Origin of the sequence: Micrococcus sp. APC 4021 (assembly GCF_030407635.1) — a bacterium.
In the GTDB taxonomy this organism is placed as follows: Bacteria; Actinomycetota; Actinomycetes; order Actinomycetales; family Micrococcaceae; genus Micrococcus; species Micrococcus luteus.
In genome coordinates this window covers 1-25,903 of record NZ_JASDCZ010000024.1, presented here as the reverse complement: position 1 = coordinate 25,903, position 25,903 = coordinate 1, and the positions used below count along the sequence as shown (strand labels likewise).

Below are 25,903 nucleotides of genomic sequence, written 5' to 3'. Positions count from 1 at the left end.
CCGTCGTCCAGGAACGCCCCCCGGGCCCGGGCGTCACCGTCCTGGCCGGCCCCACCGCCGTCGGCAAGGGCACCGTGTCGGCCTATGTCCGCGAGCACTACCCCGAGGCCTGGCTGTCCGTCTCCGCCACCACCCGCCCGGCGCGCCCGGGCGAGGAGGACGGGGTGCACTACTACTTCACGACGCCGGAGGAGTTCGACTCCCTCGTCGAGGCGGACGAGATGCTGGAATGGGCCGTCGTGCACGGCGTCCACCGCTACGGCACGCGGCGCGACCGCGTGATGGAGGCCGTGGCGCAGGGCCGCCACGTCCTGCTGGAGATCGACCTGCAGGGAGCGCGCCAGGTCCGCCGTGCGCTGCCGGAGGCCACCTTCGTGTTCCTGGCGCCGCCGAGCTGGGAGGAACTCGTGTCCCGGCTGCTCGGCCGCGGCACCGAGAGCCCGGAGGAACAGCGCCGCCGGCTCGAAACGGCTAGACTGGAACTCGCCGCGGAACCCGAGTTCGACGCCGTCGTCGTGAACGACCGCGTGGAGCGGGCCGCCGAGGAACTGGTGAGACTCATGGGGCTGGACCCCGAGCGCCGTCCGACCGAGGCCTGAGGACCGGCCGCACCGACGCCGCACCCGGCGCCGACGTGACAGTGAGATGAAGACTTTGGAGACCCCGTGACCGAACAGTACGAAGGCATCGTCAACCCGCCCATCGACTCCCTGCTGGAGCGGGTCGACTCGAAGTACGCCCTGGTGCTCTTCGCCGCCAAGCGGGCCCGGCAGATCAACGCCTACTACTCGCAGCTGCACGAGGGGCTGTTCGAGTACGTCGGCCCGCTCGTGGACACCCAGCTGAACGAGAAGCCGCTGTCCATCGCCCTGCGCGAGATCGAGGCCGACCTGCTCGTGTCCCGCGAGGCCGTCGAGGCCACCCCGGAGGCCGACCTGGCCGCCGAGGACTTCGGCGACTTCTCCCTGCCGGGCGAGGACGACCCGTTCGCCACCCTCGAGTCGGCCGACGCCCACCAGCCGATGGGCGATCCCGCCGCCATCGAGGAGGCCGCCGAGACGGTGCGCGCCGAGGAGGGCACCTCCGAGGACGCCCCGGAGGCCTGAGCCCGTCATGGAGATCGTCCTCGGGGTCGGCGGCGGCATCGCGGCCTACAAGGCGGCGCTGCTGCTGCGCCTGATGACCGAGGCCGGCCACGGCGTGACCGTGGTGCCCACCGCCAACGCCCTCGAGTTCGTGGGCGCGGCGACGTGGGAGGCCCTCTCCGGTCGCCCGGTCCGCACGGACACGTTCGAGGCGGTCGACGAGGTGAACCACGTCCGGCTCGGCCGGCGTGCGGACCTCGTGGTGGTCGCGCCGGCCACCGCCGATCTGCTCGCGCGCACCGCCGCGGGGATGGCGCCCGACCTGCTGGGCAACGTGCTGCTCACCGCCACGTGCCCCGTCGTCCTGGCCCCCGCCATGCACACCGAGATGTGGCACCACCCCGCCACGGTCGCCAACGTCGCCCTCCTGCGCGAGCGCGGCGTCACGGTCGTGGACCCCGCCGTGGGCCGGCTCACCGGGGCCGACTCCGGCGCCGGGCGGCTGCCCGAGCCCGCCGAGATCTGGGAGCGTGCGCAGGCCGCCGCGGCCGCGGGCGCCCCGCGCCGTCCCCGGGCCTCCGGGTCCGACGCCGAGCCGACACCCGGCCCGCTGGCCGGTCGCACCGTGGTGATCACGGCCGGGGGCACCCGCGAGGCGCTGGACCCGGTCCGCTACCTGGGGAACCGCTCCTCCGGCAAGCAGGGGGCCGCCCTGGCGCGCGCCGCCCTCGAGGCCGGCGCCACCGTGCGGTTCGTCGCCGGGTCCATGTCCGTCCCGACGCCCGAGGGCGTCGAGCGCGTCGTGCCCGTGGAGTCCACGCAGGACCTGCTCGAGGCCGTGCTGGCGGAGGCCGCCGACGCCGACGTCCTCGTGATGGCGGCGGCCGTTGCGGACTTCCGACCGGCCGAGGTCTCCGACGCCAAGATGAAGAAGGGCGACGACGGCGGCGCGCCCGTCATCGTGCTCGAGCGCACCCCGGACGTGCTCGCCACGGCCGTGCGGACCCGCTCCGAGGGCGGGCCCATGGCCCCGCTCATCGTCGGCTTCGCCGCGGAGACCGGCGACGCGACGTCCTCCGTGCTCGAGTACGGCCGGGCCAAACTGGCGCGCAAGGGCTGCGAGATGCTCGTGGTCAACGAGGTCGGCACGGACAAGGTGTTCGGCCGGGACGAGACCGCCGTGACCATCCTGTTCGCCGACGGCCGCCCCGCCGTGGAGACCGTGGGCTCCAAGGACCAGGCGGCGGCCGCCGTCGTGCAGGCGATCGTGGATGACCTCGCCGGTCGCGACCCCGCCGGCGCGTCGGGCCGCTGACCTAGACTGTGCGGCATGACCGATGCCGCCTCGCTGAGCCCCGCCCGCCACGCCGACCCGTATTCGGGGGTGGGCGGCGGAGAGCTCCGCCTCTTCACCTCCGAGTCCGTCACGGCGGGCCACCCCGACAAGATCTGCGACCAGATCTCCGACGCCATCCTGGACGCGATCCTCGCCGCCGACCCGTCGGCGAAGGTGGCCGTGGAGACCCTGACCACCACCGGCCTGGTGCAGGTGGCCGGCGAGGTGAACACCTCGGCGTACGTGGAGATCCCCAAGATCGTGCGCGAGACCATCCTGGACATCGGCTACGACTCCTCGGCCAACGGCTTCGACGGCGCCCAGTGCGGCGTGAACATCTCCATCGGCCAGCAGTCCTCGGACATCTTCGCCGGCGTCTCCCGGTCCCTCGAGGCCCGCGAGTACGGCTCGGCGGACGAGGTGGACGAGCAGGGCGCGGGGGACCAGGGCATCATGTTCGGCTACGCCACGGACGAGACCCCGGCGTACATGCCCATGCCCATCTACCTCGCGCACCGGCTCTCCGAGCGGCTCACCGCGGTGCGCCGGGCGGAGAACACGCCCATGCCGTACCTGCTGCCGGACGGCAAGACGCAGGTCACCATCGGCTACGCGCCCGGCCACGTGCCCACCACGGTCGAGGCCGTGGTGGTCTCCACGCAGCATCACGAGTGGGTCACGCAGGAGCAGCTGCGGGCGGACGTGGAGGAGCACGTGATCCGGCCCGTCATCGAGCGCTCCGGCCTCGACACCTCCGGCATGCGGATCATCATCAACCCGGGCGGCAAGTTCGTCATCGGCGGCCCCGTGGGCGACGCCGGCCTCACCGGTCGCAAGATCATCGTGGACACCTACGGTGGCATGGCCCGGCACGGCGGCGGCGCCTTCTCCGGCAAGGACCCGTCCAAGGTGGACCGCTCCGCCGCCTACATGCTCCGCTGGGTCGCGAAGAACGTGGTGGCCGCCGGCCTCGCCTCGCGCGCCGAGTTCCAGGTGGCCTACGCGATCGGCTCGGCCCGGCCCGTGGGCCTGTACGTGGACACCTTCGGGACGGCCACGGTGCCGGAGGAGAAGATCATCGAGGCCGTGAACGCGGTGTTCGACCTGCGTCCGGCCGCCATCGTGAAGGAGCTGAACCTCCTGCGGCCCATCTACCGACGGACCGCCGCGAACGGCCACTTCGGCCGGGACGACGCCGACTTCACGTGGGAGCGCACGGACCGCGTCGAGCAGCTGCGCGCTGCCGCCGGCCTCTGATCCGGAGGCGGGCATCACGGACACGCTGTTCGCCCTCCCGGAGCCGGAGGACGCGCCCCGACTGCCGGAGCGGGCCGAGGGGTGGCCGGAGCGGCCGATCGCCCGCGTCCTGCTGGACTCGCCCGTGCCGCACCTGGACCGCGAGTTCGACTATCTCGTGCCCGTGGCCCTGGACGACCGGGCGGTCCCCGGCTCCCGCGTGTCCGTCCGCTTCGGCGGACGGGCCATGACGGGCTGGCTCGTCTCGCGGGAGCAGGAGCCGGCCACCGGCGCCCAGCTCACCGAGCTCACCGGCGTGCTCACCGCCATCCCGCCGCTGACGGAGGAGGTCCTGGCGACGGCTCGCGCGGTGGCCCGCCGCCAGGCCGGCGTCGTCACGGACGTGCTGCGGGCCGCGGTGCCCCCGCGCGTTGCGCAGGTCGAGAAGGCCGCCCTGGCGGAGGACGCGGAAACCGCCGCGGACCACCCTGTGACGCTGACCGGCACGGACGCCGAGCGCCCGGAGCCTCCCGCGGCGGAGGAGGGCCTCGTGCCCACGGTGTGGGAGTCCCTCGAGGGGGGCACCGCGTTCGTGTCCGCCGTGCTGGCCGGGGACGCCGCGCGGGCGGCCGCCGTCGTGCCCTCGCGCCTGTTCGAATGGGACGAGGCGGGCGCGCTGGCCGCTCTGGCGCGCACGGTGGCCGCCTCGGACGGCGGCGTCCTGCTGCTGGTGCCCGACCACCGCGACCTCGACCGGCTCTGCGCCGCCCTCGACGAGCACGTGGGGGAGGACGCCTACGCGCGGATCGGCTCCGAGGACGGCAACACGCCCCGGTACCGCGCCCACCTGGCCGCGCTGCGCGGCACCCGGCGCATCGTGGCCGGCACCCGGGCCGCCGTGTGGTCGCCCGTGCGCGACCTGAGGCTGGTGGTGCTCTGGGACGACGGCGACGACGCGTGGGCAGAACCCCGCGCGCCCTACTTCCACGCCCGAGAGGTCGTGTTGGAGCGGGCCCGCGCGACCGGCGCGGCGCTGCTCTTCGCCGGGCCCTCCCGGTCCGTCCCGGTGCAACGGCTCGTCGAGTCGGGCTGGCTGCTGCACCTGGGCCCCTCCCGCGCGACCCAGCGCGAGCTCGGGCCACGGGTCGTCTCCACCGCCGACGCCTGGGAGACGGCGCGCGACCCGTTCGCGCAGCGGGCGCGGCTGCCGCAGGCCGCCTGGGCCGCCGCCCGCGCCGCGCTGCTCGGGCCACGGCCGGGCCCGGTGCTCGTGCAGGTGGCCCGGGCCGGCTTCATCCCAGCCCTCGTGTGCGAACGGTGCCGCACGCCCGCCCGCTGCCGCGTCTGCGCGGGGCCGCTGGGCTTCCGCGACGCGCGGGCCGCCCGGCACGGGGAGGTGGCCTGCCGGTGGTGCGGCACCCGGGAGCGCGGCTTCCGGTGCACCGAGTGCGGCGGCACGACGCTGCGGGCCGGCGCCCGCGGCGTGGACCGCACGGCCGAGGAGCTGGGCCGGGCGTTCCCGCGCGTGCCCGTGCACGCCTCCTCGGCGCAGCACATGCTCGGCTCGGTGCCGCCCGGGCCCTCCCTGGTGGTGGCGACCGTGGGGGCCGAGCCGGCGACGCCCGACGGCTACGCGGCCGCCCTGCTGCTCGACGGGGACAGCCAGCTCCAGCGCGAGGGCCTCGACGTGCCGGGCCGCGTGCTCGCCCGCTGGCTCGCGGCCGCCTGCCTGGTCCGCCCCGCCTCCGACGGGGGCGTCGTGGTGGTCACCGCGGACGCGGGGGAGGCGGTGAACGCGCTCGTCCGACGGGACCCCGACGGCTTCGCCGCGCGCCAGGTCGCCGAGCGGCGCGAGCTGCACCTGCCTCCCGCCGGCCGCCTCGCAGAGGTCACGGGGGAGGCCGCCGCCGTCGCGGAGTACCTCGAGCTCGTGGAGGCCGCCCGCCGGGAACGGCCGGACGAGGACGTCCACGAGGATCCGCACTCGGCCCCGCTCGATGGCGGCCCGGCGCGGCTGCCCTGGATTGGGCCGGTGCCGGACCCCGCCGACGAGACCCGCTCCCGCGCCCTGCTGATCTTCCCCTACGCGGCGGCCGAGGCCACCGTCGGCGCCCTGCGCGCCGCCCGGTCCGCAGCGAGCGCTCGGCGGGAGACCGCCCCGGTGCGGGTGCGGCTCGACCCGGCCGGGGTGCTCTGAGGGGCCCGTCAGCGGCCGGCGCGGCGGAGCCAGTCGCGGATCAACGCCGCACAGGCGGCCGGCCGCTCGTAGTGCAGCAGATGCCCGACGCCGTCGAGGACGTGCAGCTCCGCCGTGCCGCCCGCGTCGTCGATCGCCGCGGCGAGCGCCTCCTGTGCCGGCACCGAGCCCAGCGGATCCTCCCGCCCCGCGACCAGCAGCACCGGCAGGCTGAGGCGGGCGGCGACGTCGGCCACGGAGCCCGTGCTCGAGGCGCGGTACGCCTCGGAGAGCATGCGTGCGGAGGCGAAGTCCGAGAAGTGGCGCCGGTGCTGGTCATGGGTGTACGCGAGGACATCCCTGTCCCTGGTGCGGGTCATGGCGAGCGTGGTCACCCACACGACCGGCGGCGCGCCCAGCAGCAGCCGCGCCGGGCGCTCGGGCAGGCGGGCGGCGACCTCGTAGTACCCCTCGGCGACGGCCGCCAGCACCCGACTCGACACGGACGCCGACGCCTCCAGCGCGGGTTCGGCGATGGGGTTGAGCAGGACCAGCCGTCCCCACCGGGACGGGTCCCGCGCGACCAGCTCGGCCGCCACCGTCGTCCCGTAGGAGTGCGCGACCAGCACGGGGGTCGCCCGCAGACCCAGGGCGGCGACGACGGTGGCCACCGCGTCCGCGTGATGGGCCACGGTGTGCTCGGCGTGGGGGAAGGGCTCCGAAGCCCCGAAGCCGGGCAGCTCGATCGAGTGGATCGGATGCTCCGGGAGCGCGTCGGCCAGCAGGGCGAGGCCGTGGTGGTCCCCGCGGAAGCCGTGCACGAACACGAGCGGGGCAGCGGCCGCGTCCCCCTCGGGTGCGCCGGGCGATCCCGGCGCGGCCACCGGAACGGGGGTGTACTCCCACACGGCCACGGACGACCGGATCCCGCTGACGGGGTCCGGGACGGCCAGGGTGTGCCGGCGGGGCGTCCGGGCCGGGTGGCCCGTGAGCACGCGGGGATCGGCGGGCGCCGCGGGCGGGCGCAGCAGATCGCGCAGGCGGACGGGCGGGCCCGGGGCGGCGGACGGCGTCGGGACAGGCACGTCCCCACCCTAGCCAGGCCTTCGACCGCCGACGCCGTGGCGCCTCGTCTCCGCTGGACGCGGGGACGGGGTCCGCCGAGATGCTCGGCCTGATCGCGACCGCGGCGTGCCAGCGGGAGGGCGGCCTTGGGGTGGGCCTGAGGCCACGCTGCCCGGAACCCGGCGACGCCTGGTCCTGGCCACGATGGCGCGCGCGTGCCTACCGTACTCCGGCCCGTCCTCGGTCCCGGGGCCCGCACGGGCGCACCCCGTCCCCCACGAAAGGCCCATGCGTGCAGCACCCCGTCGCGCTCAGATCCCTGAAGATCGCCCTCGCCTTCGTCGGCCTGCTCGTCGGCGCCGGCTTCGCCACCGGCGCCGAAGTCATCCAGTACTTCGTGGGCTTCGGCTGGATCGGCGTCGTGGGCGCGGGACTGGCCGGCCTGCTCGTCACCGCCGGCGGCGCCGTCATCCTCCAGCTGGGCAGCGTGTTCCTCGCGGCCGACCACAAGGTCGTCTTCCGCAGCGTCTCGCACCCCGTGATGGCCCGGATCCTGGACGTCGTGGTGACGGTGACGCTCTTCGCGATCGGCGTCGTCATGCTCGCCGGGGCGGGCTCGACGCTCGCCCAGCAGTTCGGCTGGCCGACGTGGGCGGGCTCCACCCTGATGACCCTGCTCGTGCTCGTGACGGGCATGCTGGACGTGGAGAAGGTCTCCGCGATCATCTCCCTGATCACGCCCCTGGTGGTCGTCGCGGTCGTGGCCGGGTTCGTCCACGTCCTGGTCACCCGCGACGGCGGCTTCACCGCCCACGAGTCCCTCGCCGTCCAGGCCACCACGCCGGTGGACCCGTGGTGGCTGTCCTCGGTCAACTACTTCGGCCTCGTCGTCGTGATGGCCGTGTCCATGTGCCTCGTGATCGGCGGGTCCATCACCCACCCCCGGGAGGCGTTCCTCGGCGGCCTCACCGGTGGCCTGATGTACACCGCCCTGCTCCTGATGGCCTCCACGCTGCTCTACCTCGGCTACGCCGAGATCGGCCGCGCCGACGTCCCCATGCTGCGGCTGTTCGCCTCGATCGCGCCCTGGCTGGGCTGGGCGATGGTCGTGGTGATCTACCTGATGATCTTCAACACCGCGATCGGCATGTTCTACGCGCTGGGACGCCGCCTCACGGCCGACCGCCCGGGCCGCTACCGGCCCGTGTTCGCCGGCGTCACGCTGCTGGCCTTCGCGGTGAGCTTCGTCGGCTTCGGCGACCTGATGAACGTCGTCTACCCGGCGCTGGGCCACCTGGGGATCGTGCTCGCGCTCGTGCTCCTCGTCTGGTGGCTCACCCACCGCCGGCAGATCTCCGCCGAGTCGGGGCTGCGTCTGCGCCTGCTCGCGCTGCTCCGCCTGCGTGAGCATCCGGAGAAGACCTTCACGGCCCAGCACGCAGTGCAGCTGCAGGAGGCGGTCGGGGACTCCGTGGCGGCCCCGGACGCGGTGACGGAGGCCCTCGAGGACGAGGTCGCCCAGGTGCTCGAGGAGGACGACGCGCTCACCTCCGGAGGGGCGCGCCCCGGTCCCGACGCCGGGCCCGAGCGTCCGGCAGGCGGCAGCCACTCCGCCTGAAACCGCGTGCCCGGCCGGGCACGGCGTCTCGGAGCGGCCCTGCGGCCGGGCCGGGGCGCCGTCGCCGTAGGATGGGGTGGCCGGCCGTGCCGCCGGCCCCGTCCGCGCCGCCCGAGGGCCGGCGCTCCATCCCGACTGCGTGAGGACTCGAACCGCCGTGAGCCAGACCCCCGACAGCGCCGTGCCGGCCACCCCCAGCATCCCCGCCGACGCGGAGTACTCGTTCCGTGACGTGGAGGCCCGCTGGGCCGGGTACTGGGAGCAGGCCGGGACGTTCGCCCCGCGCGAGGACGGCTCCGAGACCCGCACCGTGGTCGACATGTTCCCGTACCCGTCGGGCGACCTGCACATGGGGCACGCCGAGGCGTTCGCGATGGGCGACGTCGTCGCGCGCCACTGGATGCAGCGCGGCTTCGACGTGCTGCATCCCATCGGCTGGGACTCCTTCGGCCTGCCGGCCGAGAACGCCGCCATCAAGCGCGACGCCCACCCGGCCGAGTGGACCTACGCGAACATCGAGACGCAGAAGCGCTCCTTCCAGCGGTACGGCATCGCCGTGGACTGGTCCCGTGAGCTGCACACCTCGGACCCCGAGTACTACCGGTGGACCCAGTGGCTGTTCCAGCAGCTGTACCGCAGGGGCCTGGCGTACCGGAAGGACTCCCCGGTCAACTGGTGCCCCCAGGACCAGACGGTGCTCGCCAACGAACAGGTCGTGGACGGCCGCTGCGAGCGCTGCCGCACCGAGGTCACCAAGCGGACCCTGAACCAGTGGTACTTCCGCATCACCGAGTACGCGGACGCGCTGCTGGACGACATGGACCAGCTCACCGGCCACTGGCCCGAGCGCGTGCTCGCCATGCAGCGCAACTGGATCGGCCGCTCCGAGGGCGCCCACGTCGACTTCCAGGTCGAGGACGGCCCCGTCGTCACGGTCTTCACCACCCGGCCGGACACGCTGCACGGCGCGACCTTCATGGTGGTCGCCGCCGACGCCCCGCTGGCCGCCGAGCTCGCCGGCGACGACGTGCGGGCCGAACTCGAGGCGTACCGCGAGGACCTGAAGAAGGTCTCGGACATCGACCGCCAGGCCACGGACCGCCCGAAGAGCGGCGTGTTCCTGGGCCGCCACGCGGTGAACCCGCTGACCGGTGAGCGCCTGCCGATCTGGGCCTCGGACTACGTGCTGGCCGACTACGGCACGGGCGCCATCATGGCCGTGCCGGCCCACGACCAGCGCGACCTCGACTTCGCCCGCGCCATGGGGCTGCCCGTGCGCACCGTGCTGGACACCGGCGAGGAGGACCCGGCCGTCTCCGGCGTCGCGACGACCGGCGAGGGCACCCTGGTGAACTCCGGGGAGCTCGACGGCCTGGACAAGACCGCGGCCATCGCGCGGGCCATCGAGATCGTGCAGGAGCGCGGCACCGGCCGGGGCACCACCACGTACCGGCTGCGCGACTGGCTGCTCTCCCGTCAGCGCTTCTGGGGCACCCCGATCCCCGTGGTGCACTGCCCGGACTGCGGCGAGGTGCTCGTGCCGGAGGACCAGCTGCCGGTCACCCTGCCGACCGACCTCAAGGGCGAGCAGCTCGCCCCCAAGGGCCAGTCGCCCCTGGCCGCGGCGACGTCGTGGGTCGAGGTGGACTGCCCGCAGTGCGGCGGCCCCGCGCGACGGGACACCGACACCATGGACACGTTCGTGGACTCGTCCTGGTACATGCTCCGCTACGCGTCCCCGAACGACGACGCCCGCGTCTTCGACCCCGAGGCTCTGCGTCGCTGGCTGCCCGTGGACCAGTACGTGGGCGGCGTGGAGCACGCGATCCTGCACCTGCTGTATGCCCGCTTCTTCACCAAGGCCCTGCACGACCTCGGCCTGGTGCCCTTCACCGAGCCGTTCCGCGCCCTGCTCAACCAGGGCCAGGTGCTCAACGGCGGCAAGGCCATGTCCAAGTCGCTGGGCAACGGCGTGGACCTGGGCGACCAGCTGGACGAGTTCGGCGTCGACGCCGTGCGCCTGACCATGGTGTTCGCCTCGCCGCCCGAGGACGACGTGGACTGGGCCGACGTCGCCCCGGGGGCGGCCGGCAAGTTCCTGGCCCGCGCGTGGCGCCTGGCCCGCGACGTCCGCGCGACGGGCGCCCCGGCCGGCACGGACCCGGCGGACGGGGCCGTGACCCTGCGCCGGGTGACGCACCGGACCGTGCACGAGGCCCAGCAGCTGCTGGACGACGGCAAGTTCAACGTGGTCGTCGCCAAGACGATGGAGCTGGTCAACGCGGCCCGCAAGGAGATCGACGCGGGCGCCGGCGCGGCCGACCCCGCCGTCCGCGAGGCCGCCGAGGCCGTGGCCGTGCTGCTCTCCCTCGTGGCGCCGTACACGGCCGAGGACATGTGGGTCCTCCTGGGCCACGAGCCCTCCGTGGTCCGCGCCGGCTGGCCCGCGGTGGACGAGGCGCTGCTGGTCGAGGACACCGTCACGGCCGTCGTCCAGGTCAAGGGCAAGGTCCGCGACACCCTCGAGGTGCCCGCGGACATCACCGCCGAGGACCTCGAGGCGCGCGCCCGCGCGTCGCAGAAGGTGCGGAACTTCATCGGGGACGCCGAGATCGTCAAGGTGATCGTGCGGGAGCCCAAGCTCGTGAACCTGGTGATCCGCTGACCGCGTGAGACCGGCCCCGACCGGGCCGGGGGAGAGGAGGCAGGCCGTGGCGAGCATCGAGCAGTGGCGCGACGACGCGCTCGTCCGCCTGCGCTCCCGCCGCTCCCAGCTGGCCGGGCGGGCACGCTACGGGCTGCGCCCGCCCCGCCGGGACCGCACGGCCGTCGTCACGGACTCGGCCGCCGCCCTGCCCGGCGCCGTCCTCGGACACGGTCTGGCCGCGGGGATCCGCCAGGTGGCGCTGCCCGTCATGGTGGGCGAGCAGATCCACACGGAGGGCACGGACGAGCTCGCGCTGGAGCTGCCGCTGGCCCTGGCCGCCGGCACCCCGGTGCGCACCTCACGGCCCTCGCCGGGCGCGTTCCGGACGGCCTACGCTGAGCTGGCCCGCGCCGGCTACGCACGCATCCTCTCCGTCCACCTGTCCGGCGAGCTCTCCGGCACCGTGGAGGCCGCGCGCCTGGCCGCCGCGGACGCCGAGCGCCCGGTGACCGTGGTGGACTCGCGCACCGTGGGCTTCGCGCTGGGCATGGCCGTGGTGGACGCCGCCGTGGACGCGGGGGTGGGCATGCCCGTGGCCCGCATCCGCGAGCGGCTCGAGGCCACCGTGGACTCCAGCCATGTGCTGTTCACGGTGCCCAGCCTCGAGCAGCTGCGCCGGGGCGGGCGGATCAGCGGGCTGGCCTCGCTGCTGGGCACGCTGCTGCAGGTGCGCCCCGTCATGGCCGTCGACGACGGCGCGATCGGCCTGGTCGACCGCCCGCGCTCCGCGGCCCGGGCCGTCGACCGGCTCGTGGAGCTCGCGACCGAGCGGGCCGGCGGGGACCCGGTGCGGATCGCCGTGCACGAGTACGGCGACCCCGAGACGGCCGGGCAGCTCGCGGAGCGGCTCCAGCCGATCTCCACCACCCCCGTGCCCGTCGTCGAGCTGCCCGCCGTGCTCGCCGCGCACCTGGGCCTGGGCGCGCTGGGTGTGGTGATCTGCCCGCTGGAATCGCCCACGGGGGGCTCGGGGGACTGAGGCCGCCCGTGTGGGAGCGCTGAGGAGACGGGCGCGTCCGTTCCTGCACACCGCCCTGGAGCGCGGTGGCGATCCCCAGGCCGGGTGCGGGACGCGCCCGGCTCAGACGCGGGGACGCAGACTGCCCGCATGAGCCCCAGCCACCGCCTCTGCGACGATCCGCCCGCCTTCGCCCCGGACCCCGCGCCCGCGGCCGTCCCCGACGTCGACACGGCCGGCCCGCACGCCGCGTCCGGGTGGGAGCGCACCCCGCCCCGGGGCCCGGTGCTGCGGTGGCGGCCGGCCCTGCTGGCCGTCACCGTGCTGCTCGTCGCCGCCGCGGCCTGGTGGGCGGTGGCCTGGCTGACCACCCCGGCGCCGCCCGCGGCGATCCCGGCGGCCGCGGCCGGGGCAGGCATCCCGCAGACCGGCGCGCCCTCCGCCGCCCCGTCGGCGGCGGGCACCGACGCGCGGACGTCCGAGGCGGGGCCGTCGGGGGAGGCGCCCGAGCCCGCCGGGTCCGGCCCGCTGCGGGTGCACGTGGTGGGCGAGGTCGCCCGGCCGGGTGTGGTCAGCCTCGCGCCGGGCTCCCGGGTGGCCGACGCCGTGCGCGCGGCGGGCGGCCCGACCCGGGACGCCCGGGCGGAGCGCATCAACCTCGCGGCCCCGCTGGACGACGGCCAACAGGTCCTCGTCCCCTCCGCCCACACGCCGCAGGACGCCCTGGACCGGGTGGCCGGGGCCGCGCAGGCGCAGCCCACGCCGACCACGGGCGGGGCCGGTGCCGGAGGCGAGCCGGGCGGCGCCGAGCCCGGCGGCACCGTGGACCTGAACACCGCTGACGCCACGGAGCTGCAGACCCTGCCCGGCGTCGGCCCCGCCACGGCGGAGAAGATCATCGCCCACCGCGAGACGGTCGGCCCGTTCACCGGCCTGCCGGACCTGGACGCGGTGCCCGGCATCGGCCCGGCCACGCTCGACCGGCTGCGTGACCACGTCTCGTGGTGAGCCCGGTCCCGGGCCCGTCCAGCGATCCCATGGACCACCGCGCCCGCCGCCGCGAGGTGCCCGGCCCGCTCGACGCCCGGTGGGTGCCCGCCCTGCTCGCCTGCCTGACCCTCGGGATCCTCGGCGTCGGCTGGGACGCCCCGGCCCGCTCGGCGGCGGCCCTCACCGGGTTGGCCGTCGCCGCGGCCGCCGTCCTGGGCGCCGCCCGCTCGACCGGTCGGATACGGGGCGTGGCCACCGCGGCGGCGCTGGCCGGCGTGGCCGCGGCCCTGATGCTGCAGCACTCGGCCGGGCCGGCCGCCGCGGCCGAGGGCAGCGGCTGGACCGGCGCGGTGCACGCGGGCTCACCGCTGCGGCTCGAGCTGACCCTGGACGGGCCCGCCACCCTGAGCGAGGCGGCCTTCGGCCCGCGCTGGAGCGTGCCCGTGCGGGTCGAGACGTTCGGAAACCCGCCGCGGGCCCCCGCGGCGGCCGTGACGGCCCGGCTCACGGGCGGGGGCGCACCGCCCGCGACGATCGCCGCGCCGTCGGACAAAACGGCGGCCCCCGGCGGCGGGCCGGGATCGCGGGTGTGCGTCGTGGCCCGGCCGTCGAGGTCCGGCTCCACCGTGTTCCTGGCCGCCGCGGCCGCCCCGCAGCCGGGACCCTGCCCCGGCGGGGTGGAGACGGCGGGCGGGGCCACCGACGGCGGCCCGGGCCCGCCTCGGCGGGAGGCGCTGCGCGCCGCATTCCGTCAGTCCGCGGAGCGCACGGTCGGCGCGGCGCCGGAGCTCATCCCGGGGCTGGTGCTGGGCGACCGCTCCGCCCAGGGGGCCGCCCTCGACGACGCCATGAAGGCCTCGGGCCTGTCGCACCTGTCTGCCGTGTCCGGGGCCAACGTGGCCATGATCCTCGGCGCGGTCGCGATCACCCTGCGCTGCGCGCGGGTGCACCGGGCGGTGGTCCTCAGCGCCGGGCTGGCGGTCCTCGGGGTGTTCGTGGTCGTGGTGGGGCCGGAGCCGTCCGTGCTCCGGGCGGCCGTGATGGGCGCCCTCGGCGCCCTCGCGGTGTTCTTCGGCCGCGCGCGGCAGGCGTTCGGACTCCTGACGGTGGGCGGCACGGCCCTGCTCGTCGCGGTGCCGGCCCTCGCCGTGGAACCGGCCTTCCACCTCTCCCTGGCGGCGACCGCGGGCATCGTCCTGGGCGGCGCGCCCCTCGACCGTGCGCTGCACGCCGGGCTCGGCCGGGTGCTGCCCGACGTCGTGGCGCGGTGGCTCTCGGCGTCGCTCGCGGTGACCGTGGCCGCCCACCTGGCCTGCCAGCCGATCATCCTGGCCATGACCGGTGAGGTGTCGGCCTACGCGGTGCCGGCCAATCTGCTGGCCGCCCCGGCCGTGCCGCCCGTGACCGTCCTGGGCACCCTCGCCGCGGCCCTCGCCCTGCCCGCGCCGGGGATCGCCGCCGCCCTCGTCGCCGTGATCCAGTGGCCCGCGGCCTGGATCGGGTGGGTCGCCCACACCAGCGCCTCCCTGCCCGGGGCGCTGCGTCCGTGGCCGGCCGGAGCCCTCGGCGCCGGGCTGGGCGTCCTGCTGGTTGCCGCGACGCTCCTCGGATTCGCCGCCGTGCTCCTGCTCGAACGCCGCCGGGCCGCCCCGGTGCGGCGTGTCGGCCGCAGCGCGCCGCGGACCCGCGAGCGCCTCCCCGCCCTGGTCGTGCTCGCCGCCGCGCTGGCCGCGGCCACCACGGGTGCGGTCGGGGCGGTCCTCGTGCCGCGGGCCTCGGGCGCGGCCCCGCCGGACTGGGCGGTGGCGTTCTGCGACGTCGGCCAGGGGGACATGGCCGTGTTCCGGTCCGGCCCGCGCGCGGGGGTCGTCGTCGACGTCGGGCCCGAACCGGGGCTCGCTCGTCGCTGCCTCGACGACCTCGACGTCGACCGGGTGGACGCCGTGCTGCTCACCCACCTGCACGCCGACCACGCCGGGGGGCTGGCCGGCGTGGTCGACCGCGCCTCCCCCGGGGCGGTGCACTACGCGACCCGGGACGCACCGGGGCAGGGCAGGGGAGGGCGCGGCGGGGAGGCGGAGGGCGTCGACCCGCCCGCCGACGCGGCACGGCTCCGCACCGGCGCGACGGGCACGGCCGGGCCGGTGCGGTGGCATGTGCTGCTCGCCGACGCGCGGGCCCCCGAGGAGAACGACGCCTCCGCGCAGGTGCTGGTCACCGTCGAGAGCGGGGCCGGTCCGGTCACGACGCTGGTCACCGGCGACATGGAGGAGGACGCCTCCGCGGCGTGGGTCGCGGGGCGCCGGTCCGATGCCGCCGCACCGCCGCGCGTGGACGTGCTCAAGGTCGCCCACCACGGGGCCCGCAACGGTGGGACGGCCGTGCCGCGCGCGGCCGGCGCCCGCCTGCACGTGGTCTCCGTGGGCGCCGACAACCCGTACGGCCACCCTCACCGGGCCACGGTGGACGCGCTCGGCCGCCTCGGGCCGGTGGCCCGCACGGACCTGCACGGCACGCTGGCCCTCACGGCCGCGGACGGCCCCAACCCCGACGGCGCGCCCGAGATCACGGCTCACACCGTCCGCCCGCCCTCGAGCGTCCGCACCGGACCCTAGGATGGGACGCATGTCCGCCGCCCGCAGCCCCCGTTCCGGCCGAGCCGGCCGCACCGACCCGCTGGCCTGGCGGCGAGCCGAGCCCGCCCCGCTCATGCTCCTCAAGGGACCCGAGGACCATGCCGCCCGGTGGGTGACGGACCGCGTGACCCAGGCTCTGCGCGAGCGTCACGGTCAGCTGGAGATCCACCGGCTCCGCGCGGGGGAGTACCAGCCCGGCCAGCTGGCCACCGCGGCCAGCCCGTCCCTCTTCGCCGAGCCCACCCTCATCACGGTCGAGGGCCTCGAGGCCATGAACGATGCGTTCCTCGAGGACGCCCTGCGCCTCGTCCAGCAGGGCCCCGGCGCGGACGACGTCACGCTCGTGCTGCGTCACACCGGCGGCACCCGCGGCAAGAAGCTGCTGGATGCCGTCGCGAAGGACGGCACGGTGGTCGAATGCGTGCCGCTGAAGAAGGACGAGGAGCGGCTGGCCTTCGTGCAGGCCGAGTTCCGCGACCGGCGTCGACGCATCGACGAGGAGGCGGCCCGCGCGCTCATCCGCGCCACCGGCGCCTCGCTCACGGAGCTCGCGGCCGCGTGTGCCCAGCTCGTCGACGACACCGAGGGCGTCGTCACCGTCGAGACCGTGGACACCTACTACAGCGGCCGCGTGGAGGCCACGAGCTTCGCGGTGGCCGACGCGGCGCTCGAGGGGCAGGCGGCGAGGGCCGTGTCCCTCGTGCGGCACGCGATGGCCACCGGCGTGCACCCGGTGATGATCACCGCGGCGCTCGCGCTCAAGGCGCGGCAGGTGGCACGGATGATCGACGCCCGCCGGCCCGCCGCCGAGCTGCCGTCCCTGCTCGGAGTGGCCCCGTTCCAGGTGCGCTACATCCAGCAGGCGGCGCGGCACTGGACGGCGGCCGGCATCGCGCAGGCCGTGGAGTGGATCGCCCAGGCCGACGCCGAGGCCAAGGGCGCCTCCCGCAACCCGGAGTTCGCCGTCGAGCGCGCGGTCATCCGCGTGGCCACCGCCGTCAGCCGCTGACGGCGCCGCCGGACGGCACGCGACGGGGGCAGCCCGGACACGACGCGGCCCCCGCACCGATCGCTCGGGGCGGGGGCCGCGGTCACAGCCGGGGGGCGTGGATCAGCCGAGGAGGGCCTTCACGCGGGCGGCGATGCCGGACTTGCGGTTCGCGGCCTGGTTCTTGTGGATGACGCCCTTCGAAGCGGCCTTGTCCAGCTTGCGGGAGGCGGTGCGCAGCGCGGCGGCGGCGGCCTCGGCCTCGCCGGCGGCGACGGCCTTGTCCACGGCGCGGATGGCGGTCTTCAGCTCGGACTTCACCGCGACGTTGCGCTGGCGCGCCTTCTCGTTGGTGAGGATGCGCTTCTTCTGGGACTTGATGTTAGCCAAATCGGGTCCTTCGTCGTCGGCGGCGCGGACGAGGGTCCGGGCGCCGCATGAACAGGGGGTCGTGGAGGGTGCCCGGATCCGTGGACTGAGCGGCGTGGGGAACACCGATGATGACCCGTTCCGGGGGTGCCCGTCGACCGGCGGACACAATGCGGACGATCCTACCACCCAGACCCTGCGATCCGCGCGGCGGACTCAGCGCCCCCGCCGCCGGGCGCGGGCCAGCGCGGCCGTGACCCGGTCGAAGGCCGCCCGGTCCAGGACGCCGCCCTCCCGGCGCACCGCGGCCGGATCCACGCGGACCACCCGGTCCAGCTTCGCCTCCGAGGCGCGGCCGGACCGGTCCCAGGCGCCCGCGCCCACGTCCACGTAGTCCTCGTCCCGGGTCAGGGCGTTGTTCCGGTCCCGGCTGGTCAGCATGAGCCCGAGCAGGTGCGCCCCGTCCCGGCCGATCAGGAGCACGGGGCGGTCCTTGCCCCGGCCGTCCATCTCCTCGTACGGCACCCAGGTCCACACGACCTCTCCCGGCCCGGCCGTCGGCCCGGGCACGGGCGCGTACTCGACGCGGACGGTCCCGGTGAAGTCCGGCAGGGACGCGTGGCGGCCGGTGTCCTGTCGCCGGGGCCGGCGCTCCTGCCCGGGCCCGGGCATCGGCCACGAGTCGGTGGGCTCCGTGGGGTCCCACGCGGGCCCGGGAGGCCCGGGCGGGCCCGGGAAGGGTGACGGGCCGCTCCGGTCGCCGGCCCGTCGACCGGCCTCGGAGGCGGCTCGACGCGGCCGGGCGTCGTCGCGGAGGGCGCCGATCAGGCGTGCCGTCCGGCGGCCGAGGGACAGGGCGCGATGCAGGTCGAAGGCCATGGGCGTGAATCTAGTGGACGCGCGGGCCCGGCGTCCGGGTCGGGTCGGCGGCGGGACATGACAGACTAGGCGGTCAGAGCCCCGTCCCCGTCACCCGTAGAGGAAGTGCCCGTGTCGCCCCTGGCGTCGAACCCCCCGGTGCCCGCTGCCACCGACCCCTCGGTGATCCGCAACTTCTGCATCATCGCCCACATCGACCACGGCAAGTCCACGCTGGCGGACCGCATGCTGCAGGCCACCGGCGTCGTGCAGCCCCGCGACATGAAGGCCCAGTACCTGGACCGCATGGACATCGAGCGTGAGCGCGGCATCACCATCAAGTCCCAGGCCGTGCGCATGCCCTGGTCCGTGGACGGGGTGGACTACGCCCTGAACATGATCGACACCCCCGGGCACGTGGACTTCACCTATGAGGTCTCCCGCTCGCTGGCCGCGTGCGAGGGCGCGATCCTGCTGGTGGACGCCGCCCAGGGCATCGAGGCCCAGACCCTGGCGAACCTCTACCTCGCCATGGAGCACGAGCTGGAGATCATCCCCGTGCTCAACAAGATCGACCTGCCCGCCGCGGATCCGGACCGCTACGCGGCCGAGCTGGCCTCCCTGATCGGCTGCGAGCCCGAGGACGTGCTGCGCGTCTCCGGCAAGACGGGCGTCGGCGTCGAGGAGCTGCTGGACCGCGTGGTCCGCGCCATCCCCGGCCCGGAGGGGGACGCGGACGCCCCGGCCCGCGCGATGATCTTCGACTCCGTGTACGACACCTACCGGGGCGTCGTCACGTACGTGCGCGTCGTGGACGGCCGGCTCTCCCCACGGGAGAAGGTCCGCATGATGTCCACGGGCACCACCTACGAGCTCCTCGAGATCGGCGTCTCCTCCCCGGAGCCCGTGCCCACCAAGGGCCTGGCCGCGGGCGAGGTGGGCTACCTCATCACCGGCGTGAAGGACGTGCGTCAGTCCAAGGTGGGCGACACGGTCACCAACCACGCCCACCCGGCGGAGCAGTCCCTGGGTGGCTACGAGGACCCCAAGCCCATGGTGTTCTCGGGTCTGTACCCCATCGACGGCTCGGACTATCCCGTGCTGCGTGACGCCCTGGACAAGCTCAAGCTCAACGACGCCGCGCTCGTCTACGAGCCGGAGACCTCGGTCGCGCTGGGCTTCGGCTTCCGCGTCGGCTTCCTCGGTCTGCTGCATCTGGAGATCGTGCGCGAGCGCCTCGAGCGCGAGTTCGACCTCGACCTCATCTCCACCGCGCCCAACGTGGTCTACGAGGTCACCCGGGAGGACCGTGAGGTCGTCACCGTGACCAACCCCTCCGAGTTCCCCGAGGGCAAGATCCTCGAGGTGCGCGAGCCCATGGCCTCGGCCACGATCATCGTGCCGGCCGAGTTCATCGGCGCCGTCATGGAGCTGTGCCAGGCCAAGCGCGGCAATCTCAAGGGCATGGACTACCTCTCCGAGGAACGCGTGGAGATCCGCTACTGGATCCCGCTGGCCGAGATCGTGTTCGACTTCTTCGACCAGCTCAAGTCCCGCACCAAGGGGTACGCCTCGCTGGACTGGAAGGCCGACGGCGACCAGGTCGCCGACCTCGTCAAGGTGGACATCCTGCTCCAGGGCGAACAGGTGGACGCGTTCTCCTCGATCACCCACAGGGACAACGCCTACGCGTACGGCGTGATGATGACGGGCAAGCTCAAGGAGCTGATCCCGCGCCAGCAGTACGAGGTGCCGATCCAGGCCGCCATCGGCTCGCGCATCATCGCCCGCGAGAACATCCGCGCGATCCGCAAGGACGTGCTCTCCAAGTGCTACGGCGGCGACATCTCCCGCAAGCGCAAGCTGCTCGAGAAGCAGAAGGAGGGCAAGAAGCGCATGAAGATGGTCGGCCGGGTGGAGGTCCCGCAGGAGGCCTTCATCGCCGCCCTGTCCTCGGACAGCGCCGGCGCCGACCAGGCCGCGAAGAAGTAAGTGCCCGCCCTGCCCCTCGGCGAGCCCGTCCCCGACGACGGCCGGCTGCCGGCCGACGTCGGGCAGCGGGTGCGCGCGGCCGCCCGCGACGGCGCGGCGCGCACCTTCAGCCTGTACGTCCACGTGCCGTTCTGCACGGTGCGCTGCGGCTACTGCGACTTCAACACGTACACGGCCGTCGACCTCGGCCCCGGCGCGGGTCGCGGCGACTACTGGGAGTCGGCGGTCGCGGAGTTGGACTTCGCCGCGGACGTGCTCGCGTCCTCGGACGTGCCCGACCGCCCGCTGCACACGGTGTTCTTCGGCGGCGGCACGCCCACGCTCCTGCCGGCCGCGGACCTCGTGCGCATCCTCCAGGCGGCGGTGGACCGGTTCGGGATCGCGCCCGGCGCGGAGGTGACCACCGAGGCCAACCCGGACACGATCACCCCGGAGTACGCCCGCCAGCTCGCGGCCGGCGGCTTCACCCGCCTCTCCCTGGGCATGCAGTCCGCGGTGCCGCACGTGCTCGCCACGCTCGAGCGCACCCATCGGCCCGAGTCCGTCCCCGCCGCCGTCGCCGCGGCCCGCGAGGCCGGCCTGGAGGTGTCCCTGGACCTGATCTACGGGACCGCGGGGGAGTCCCTCGCCGACTGGCGGGCCACGCTCGAGGCCGCCGTCGCCCTGGCCCCGGACCATGTGAGCGCGTACTCGCTGATCGTGGAGGAGGGCACCAAGCTCGGGGCCCAGGTGGCCCGCGGCGAGGTGGCGGACGTGGACCCCGACGACCAGGCGGACAAGTACCTGCTCGCCGAGGAGCTGCTCGGCGCCGCCGGCTACCGCTGGTACGAGGTGTCCAACTGGGCGCGGGACCCGCGGGGGTCCGGGGTCCACCGTGCGCGGCACAACGTGGCGTACTGGGAGGACCAGGACTGGTGGGGGATCGGCCCGGGCGCGCACTCGCACCTCGCCGGGGTCCGGTTCTGGAACGCCAAGCACCCCGCCGCCTACGCGCAGCGGCTGGCCACAGGGGTCACCCCCGCCGTCGGCCGCGAGCGGCCCGACGCCGACGCGCGGCGCCTCGAGCGCATCATGCTCGCGGTGCGCACGGTGGGCGGGCTCCCGACCGCGGAGCTCGTCTCGGAGACGCCGGGGGAGGCCGTGCGGATCCGCGGGGCGATCGCCGAACTCATCGCCGCGGGCCTGCTGGACGGGCGCGCCGCCGTCGACGGGCGCATCGTCCCCACGCTCGAGGGGCGGCTGCGCAACGACGCGATCGTCCGGGCGCTGGCCGGCTTCTGACCGGCCGGCCCCGGGTCAGCGCAGGATGCGCAGGTTGAACGGGTACCGGAACGGACGGCCCTTGGACACGTGCGAGGCGCCCATCACGCCGTAGACCGCCATGGCGGCCCACGTGAGCGCGCCGAGGATCGCGAAGATCGGGCCGACCACCGGCAGCAGGGACAGGAAGAAGAACAGGAGCGTGATGAGCGTGGGCGGCCCGGAGAAGTTCAGGGCCTCGCGCGACTCCTGCGAGGTGAACGGGCCGCGGTCGCGGTAGAGCAGCCACACGACCAGCGGGCCGAGCACGCCGAACGCCAGACTGAGGTGGGCCAGCGCCGCGCGGTCACGGTCCTGCTTCGCCGTGAGCGGGGCGCCGCGGCCGCCGGCCGAGACGAGCCAGGCGGGCGGGCCGTGGCCGGTGCGGCCGGCGTCGGGCTGCGCGCGGGTGTTCACGAGGGGCTCCTCCTGGATCGCGGGACCCGCGCGCCGGGGACCGGGCGCAGGGCATGGGCCAGCATAGCGCGGGCGGGCGGGGGCCGCGCCGAGATCAGTGCTCGGGTGCGGCGGTGAGGAAGTCGATGAGCTCCTCCACGCGGCCCAGCAGGGACGGCTCGAGGTCCGCGTACGTGGTGACGTGGGAGAGCAGCCGCTTCCACCCCAGCCCCGTGGCCTCCTTGCTCCCGTGCGGCCAGCCCAGTCCCCGCAGGATCCCCGTCTTCCAGTCCTGCCCCTTCGGCACGACGGGCCACGCGGGGATGCCGAGGACGGAGGGCTTGATGACCTGCCAGACGTCCACGTAGGGGTGACCGAGGATGAGCACGTTGCCCGCGGCCCCCGGCACGTGCATGGCCTCGGCCGCGAGGCGCTCCTCCTTGGACCCGGTGACGAGGTGGTCCACGAGGATCCCGAGCCGGCGCCGCGGGCCGGGGGCGAACGCACGGATCGCCCCGGCGAGGTCGTCCACGCCGTGCAGGGGCTCCACGACGATGCCCTCGAGGCGCAGGTCCTCGCCCCACACCTTCTCCACCAGCTCGGCGTCGTGCACGCCCTCCACCCAGATGCGAGAGGCGCGGGCGGTGCGGGCCCGCGCCCCCTCGACCCGTCGCGAGCCGGAGGCGGTGCGGGCCGGCGCCGCCGGGGCCGCGGCGGTCGGGGGGACCAGGGTCACGGGCTCGCCGTCGATCCAGAAGCCGCCGCCGAGGGGGAAGCCGCGGCGCACGCCGCGGCGGTCCTCCAGGACCACCACGTGCACGCCGCCGGAGCGCTCGATGCCGATCACGGCCCCGGTGAACCCGGAGGCCACGTCCTCGACCACCGTGCCGGGGGTGGCGGGCACATCGGGGACGGTCCGGGCGGGGCGGCGCGTCAGGTCGTCGTGGCCCGCGGGGCCCCAGCTGCTCCAGTCCATGGGAGAGCACGGTAGCAACGGGGGCGGGCGATCACCGTGAGCGAAGCCGTGCGGGCCGGTCGGGTCGTCCCCCGGGCCGGACGGTAGCATTGGCACTTGACCCGCCGGAGTGCCAGCCAGGGGCACCTCCGGGGTCGCCCCGGATCCCGACGGACCAGAGGAGGACCGAGATGTCGGAGCAGCCCCGCCGCCTGCAGGTGCTCCAGGCGATCGTGGAGGACTACGTGGCGCTGCGCGAGCCCGTGGGCTCCAAGGCGCTCGTGGAACGGCACGCCCTGGGCGTGTCCTCCGCGACCGTGCGCAACGACATGGCTGCGCTCGAGGAGGAGGGCCTCATCGTGGCCCCGCACACCTCCGCCGGGCGCGTCCCCACGGACAAGGGCTACCGCGTGTTCGTCGACCGCCTCTCCGAGGTGAAGCCGCTGTCCCCGGCCGAGCGCCGGGCCGTGCGGACCCTGCTGGACGCGGAGACGGACACCGAGCACATGATGGAGTCCACGGTGCGCCTCCTGGCCCAGCTGACCCAGCAGGTCGCCGTCGCGCAGTTCCCACACGAGGACGGCTCCACGATCCGCCACCTCGAACTGGTCTCCCTCACGCCCACGCGCCTGCTCGTGGTCCTCATCCTGTCCACGGGACGGGTGGACCAGCGGCACGCCGTGCTGGACCGGCCGGTCGACGAGGCGGAGCTGTCCGTGCTCCGCGGCCTCCTGCTGGACGCCCTGCTGGGGCTCGGTCCGGTGCAGGCGGCCACCGTGGTGGACGACGTCGTCACCCGGGTCCGCCCGGAGCACCGGCCGTCCGCGGCCCTCGTGGCCGCGGCCGTCCAGGACCTGCTCGAGGCCGGCCGGCAGGACCGCATCGTCCTGGCCGGCACCGCCAACCTGGCCCGCTCCCCGGGGGACTTCGGCGCGTCCATCGGGCCGATCCTGGAGGCGCTCGAGGAGCAGGTGGTGCTGCTGCGCCTGCTCACGGAGATGGAGCAGGACGCCCACGGGGTGTCCGTGCGGATCGGCTCCGAGAACGCCGGATCGCTCGCGGACACCTCGGTGGTCGCAGCCGCCTACGGCCCCGGCGCCGTGGCGAAGCTCGGCGTCATCGGACCGACCCGGATGGACTACCCGGGCACCATGGCCGCCGTCCGGGCGATCGCCCGCTATCTCTCCCGCATCCTGACCACCTGACGCGCCACCGCGCGTCCTGGCGGGCCCCGTCCCGCATCGCCCCACGTCCCGCTCTCCCCGAGAGGAATCCCCACCGTGACCGACCACTACGAGACGCTCGGCGTCAGCCGTGACGCCAGCACCGAGGAGATCCGCCGCGCCTACCGCAAGCTCGCGCGCACCCACCACCCGGACGTCAACCCCGACCCGGAGGCGGCCGAGCAGTTCAAGCGCATCTCCCACGCCTACGAGGTGCTCTCGGACGAGGGCCGGCGCCGGGCCTACGACACGACGGGCAATGAGAACGGCCAGGCCGGCTTCCCGGGCGGCTTCGGCGGGGCGGGCGGCTTCGGGGGCTTCGCCGACATCTTCGAGACCTTCATGAACGCCGCCGGCCAGGGCGGCCGCGGCGGCCCCGCCAGCCGCGCCCGCCGCGGCCAGGACGCCCTGGTGACCGCGCGGATCGACCTGCGCGACGCCGTCTTCGGCGGCGAGCAGACGATCGAGCTGGACACGGCCGTACGCTGCGATCGGTGCGAGGGCTCGTGCTGCGAGCCCGGCACCCAGCCGGAGACCTGCCAGACCTGCCACGGCCACGGCATGATCCAGCGCCCCGTGCGGTCGCTGCTGGGCACCGTCATGGCCACCGAGGCCTGCCCCGCCTGCCAGGGGTTCGGCACCGTCATCCCGACGCCCTGCCACGAGTGCGACGGGCAGGGCCGCGTCCGCACCCGGACGCCGCTGACCCTGCGGATCCCCGCGGGCGTGGACGACGGCACCCGCATCCACCTCGCCGGCCGCGGTGAGGCCGGCCCGGGCGGCGGCCCGAACGGGGACCTCTACGTGGAGATCGCGGTCCGCCCGGACGAGACCTTCCGCCGCGAGGGCGACCACCTGGCCACCACCGTGACCGTCCCCATGGCCGCCGCGGCCCTGGGCACCACCGTCACGCTGGACACCCTGGACGGCAAGCAGTCCGTCAGCCTGGACCCGGGCGTGCAGTCCGGCCACGTCGAGGTCCTCCACGGCCTGGGCGTCGGCCGCCTGCGCGGGCAGGGCCGTGGCGACCTCAAGGTGGACGTGGTGGTCACCACGCCCACCGACCTGGACGACGAGCAGCGCCAGCTCCTGGAGCGCCTGGCCGAGGTGCGCGGCGAGGAGGTCGTGCACGGCGCACCCCAGGCCAAGGGCATGTTCGCCCGGCTGCGGGAGAACCTGAGGAACCTGTGACCGCCCCCCTGTTCCACCTCGAACCGGGCACCCTGGCCGGTGCGAGCGCCGGCGCGGAGGTCGTCTTCGGCGGCCCCGAGGCCCGGCACGCCGCCGCGGCCATGCGCCTGGCCCCCGGGGAGGCCGTGCTCCTGGCCGACGGGTCGGGCACGCTCGGCCACGGCACCGTGCTCGCGGCCGCCCCGGACGCGGTGTCCGTGCGGCTGGACACGGTGGCGGAGGAGCCGGCGCCCACCCCGGCGCTCGTGCTCGTCCAGGCCCTCGCCAAGGGCGACCGGGACCTCATGGCGGTCCAGGCCGCCGTCGAGCTCGGCGTGGACGCCGTGGTGCCCTGGGAGGCGGAGCGCTCGATCGTCCGCTGGAAGGGCCCCAAGGCCGCCAAGGCCCGCCAGAAGTGGGCGGACACGGCCCGCGCGGCCGCCAAGCAGGCGCGTCGCGCCCGGGTGCCCGCGGTCCGAGACCACGTCTCCGGGACGGCGGTCGCCGGGCTGGCCCGGGACGACGACGGCGGCCGGCTCGTCCTCGTGCTGCACGAGGACGCGGAGCACGGGGTGTCCACGGTGCCCGCGGAGCGACTCTCCGCGGCCGCCGAGATCGCCGTCGTCGTGGGCCCCGAGGGCGGGATCGGCCCGGCCGAGCTCGAGGCCTGCGTGGCCGCGGGGGCCGTGCCGGTGCGGCTCGGCCCGCACGTGCTGCGCGCCTCCACGGCCGGCCCCGCCGCCCTCGCCGTGCTCCAGCACCGGCTCGGCCGCTGGTGAGCCCCGGCAGGACGGCGCGCCGACGCCTAGACTGGACGGGATGTCCCGCCCCCGCGACCCCGAGGTG

Annotated in this window: 21 protein-coding genes; 16 read left to right on the top strand and 5 right to left on the bottom strand. The window is 75.4% G+C overall.

The window, feature by feature from the left end; genetic code table 11:
* The 5 genes from gmk to QL983_RS03805 all read left to right on the top strand — a co-directional run.
* Positions 1 to 599, top strand: a 599-nt coding sequence (gene gmk / locus QL983_RS03825; RefSeq protein WP_290151310.1) for a guanylate kinase, incomplete at its 5' end; no start/stop codon positions are given.
* A 66-nt stretch (positions 600 to 665) separates the two neighbouring features.
* Entirely contained in the window at positions 666 to 1,106 is a 441-nt protein-coding gene (gene rpoZ / locus QL983_RS03820; RefSeq protein ID WP_010078603.1) for a DNA-directed RNA polymerase subunit omega, read from the top strand.
* Positions 1,107 to 1,113: 7 nt separating this feature from the next.
* On the top strand, positions 1,114 to 2,400 hold the full coding sequence (gene coaBC / locus QL983_RS03815) for a bifunctional phosphopantothenoylcysteine decarboxylase/phosphopantothenate--cysteine ligase CoaBC (RefSeq protein ID WP_044659810.1): 1,287 nt from the start codon (positions 1,114 to 1,116) through the stop codon (positions 2,398 to 2,400).
* Between the two features lie 15 nt (positions 2,401 to 2,415).
* Complete coding sequence (gene metK, locus QL983_RS03810; RefSeq protein WP_010078605.1) at positions 2,416 to 3,678, top strand: methionine adenosyltransferase; 1,263 nt, start codon at positions 2,416 to 2,418, stop codon at positions 3,676 to 3,678.
* A gap of 13 nt (positions 3,679 to 3,691) precedes the next feature.
* A complete protein-coding gene (locus tag QL983_RS03805; RefSeq protein ID WP_309225964.1) occupies positions 3,692 to 5,854 on the top strand; it encodes a primosomal protein N' in 2,163 nt (720 codons plus the stop codon).
* A gap of 8 nt (positions 5,855 to 5,862) precedes the next feature.
* Here QL983_RS03805 and QL983_RS03800 read toward each other — a convergent pair whose 3' ends face one another.
* Positions 5,863 to 6,918, bottom strand: coding sequence for an alpha/beta hydrolase (locus QL983_RS03800; RefSeq protein ID WP_036336590.1), 1,056 nt, complete (start codon positions 6,916 to 6,918; stop codon positions 5,863 to 5,865).
* 272 nt (positions 6,919 to 7,190) lie between these two features.
* Here QL983_RS03800 and QL983_RS03795 point away from each other — a divergent pair, with 272 nt between their 5' ends.
* From QL983_RS03795 to holA, 6 genes are all read left to right on the top strand, one after another.
* On the top strand, positions 7,191 to 8,516 hold the full coding sequence (locus QL983_RS03795) for a membrane protein (protein ID WP_036336588.1): 1,326 nt from the start codon (positions 7,191 to 7,193) through the stop codon (positions 8,514 to 8,516).
* A 157-nt stretch (positions 8,517 to 8,673) separates the two neighbouring features.
* A complete protein-coding gene (gene leuS, locus QL983_RS03790; RefSeq protein ID WP_271437955.1) occupies positions 8,674 to 11,181 on the top strand; it encodes a leucine--tRNA ligase in 2,508 nt (835 codons plus the stop codon).
* Between the two features lie 46 nt (positions 11,182 to 11,227).
* The gene (locus tag QL983_RS03785; protein WP_230260274.1) at positions 11,228 to 12,202 is read left to right on the top strand and encodes a DegV family protein; all 975 of its coding nucleotides are present in this window, start codon (positions 11,228 to 11,230) and stop codon (positions 12,200 to 12,202) included.
* A 129-nt stretch (positions 12,203 to 12,331) separates the two neighbouring features.
* Positions 12,332 to 13,189, top strand: a complete 858-nt coding sequence (locus QL983_RS03780; RefSeq protein WP_049146786.1) for a ComEA family DNA-binding protein — start codon at positions 12,332 to 12,334, stop codon at positions 13,187 to 13,189.
* A 29-nt stretch (positions 13,190 to 13,218) separates the two neighbouring features.
* Positions 13,219 to 15,786 (top strand): ComEC/Rec2 family competence protein, encoded by a 2,568-nt coding sequence (locus tag QL983_RS03775; RefSeq protein WP_230260272.1) that lies wholly within the window; start codon positions 13,219 to 13,221, stop codon positions 15,784 to 15,786.
* A 10-nt stretch (positions 15,787 to 15,796) separates the two neighbouring features.
* Complete coding sequence (gene holA, locus QL983_RS03770) at positions 15,797 to 16,816, top strand: DNA polymerase III subunit delta (protein ID WP_134377190.1); 1,020 nt, start codon at positions 15,797 to 15,799, stop codon at positions 16,814 to 16,816.
* A gap of 102 nt (positions 16,817 to 16,918) precedes the next feature.
* On the opposite strand, the gene rpsT is transcribed toward holA, so the two are convergent.
* Positions 16,919 to 17,185, bottom strand: a complete 267-nt coding sequence (gene rpsT / locus QL983_RS03765; RefSeq protein WP_002854699.1) for a 30S ribosomal protein S20 — start codon at positions 17,183 to 17,185, stop codon at positions 16,919 to 16,921.
* Between the two features lie 195 nt (positions 17,186 to 17,380).
* Positions 17,381 to 18,043: a type II toxin-antitoxin system PemK/MazF family toxin gene (locus tag QL983_RS03760; protein ID WP_134417006.1), complete on the bottom strand. Its 663-nt coding sequence runs from the start codon at positions 18,041 to 18,043 to the stop codon at positions 17,381 to 17,383.
* 111 nt (positions 18,044 to 18,154) lie between these two features.
* Between QL983_RS03760 and lepA the strand changes: the two genes are divergently transcribed.
* Complete coding sequence (gene lepA / locus QL983_RS03755) at positions 18,155 to 20,014, top strand: translation elongation factor 4 (RefSeq protein WP_290151289.1); 1,860 nt, start codon at positions 18,155 to 18,157, stop codon at positions 20,012 to 20,014.
* Positions 20,015 to 21,295 (top strand): radical SAM family heme chaperone HemW, encoded by a 1,281-nt coding sequence (gene hemW, locus QL983_RS03750; protein WP_290151287.1) that lies wholly within the window; start codon positions 20,015 to 20,017, stop codon positions 21,293 to 21,295.
* Between the two features lie 15 nt (positions 21,296 to 21,310).
* On the opposite strand, the gene QL983_RS03745 is transcribed toward hemW, so the two are convergent.
* On the bottom strand, positions 21,311 to 21,730 hold the full coding sequence (locus tag QL983_RS03745) for a DUF4870 domain-containing protein (RefSeq protein ID WP_002854682.1): 420 nt from the start codon (positions 21,728 to 21,730) through the stop codon (positions 21,311 to 21,313).
* Between the two features lie 94 nt (positions 21,731 to 21,824).
* Positions 21,825 to 22,685 carry a DUF3097 family protein gene (locus QL983_RS03740; RefSeq protein ID WP_060774996.1) on the bottom strand — a complete coding sequence of 287 codons (861 nt, stop codon included), beginning with the start codon at positions 22,683 to 22,685 and terminating at the stop codon, positions 21,825 to 21,827.
* 170 nt (positions 22,686 to 22,855) lie between these two features.
* Between QL983_RS03740 and hrcA the strand changes: the two genes are divergently transcribed.
* The 3 genes from hrcA (at position 22,856) to QL983_RS03725 (ending at position 25,836) form a co-directional block, all read left to right on the top strand.
* Positions 22,856 to 23,869: a heat-inducible transcriptional repressor HrcA gene (gene hrcA / locus QL983_RS03735; RefSeq protein ID WP_060774995.1), complete on the top strand. Its 1,014-nt coding sequence runs from the start codon at positions 22,856 to 22,858 to the stop codon at positions 23,867 to 23,869.
* Between the two features lie 75 nt (positions 23,870 to 23,944).
* Entirely contained in the window at positions 23,945 to 25,078 is a 1,134-nt protein-coding gene (gene dnaJ / locus QL983_RS03730) for a molecular chaperone DnaJ (protein WP_036380884.1), read from the top strand.
* Positions 25,075 to 25,836 (top strand): 16S rRNA (uracil(1498)-N(3))-methyltransferase, encoded by a 762-nt coding sequence (locus tag QL983_RS03725; RefSeq protein WP_207476083.1) that lies wholly within the window; start codon positions 25,075 to 25,077, stop codon positions 25,834 to 25,836. Before dnaJ ends, QL983_RS03725 begins: the two co-directional genes overlap by 4 nt.
* The last annotated feature ends 67 nt before the right edge of the window (positions 25,837 to 25,903 follow it).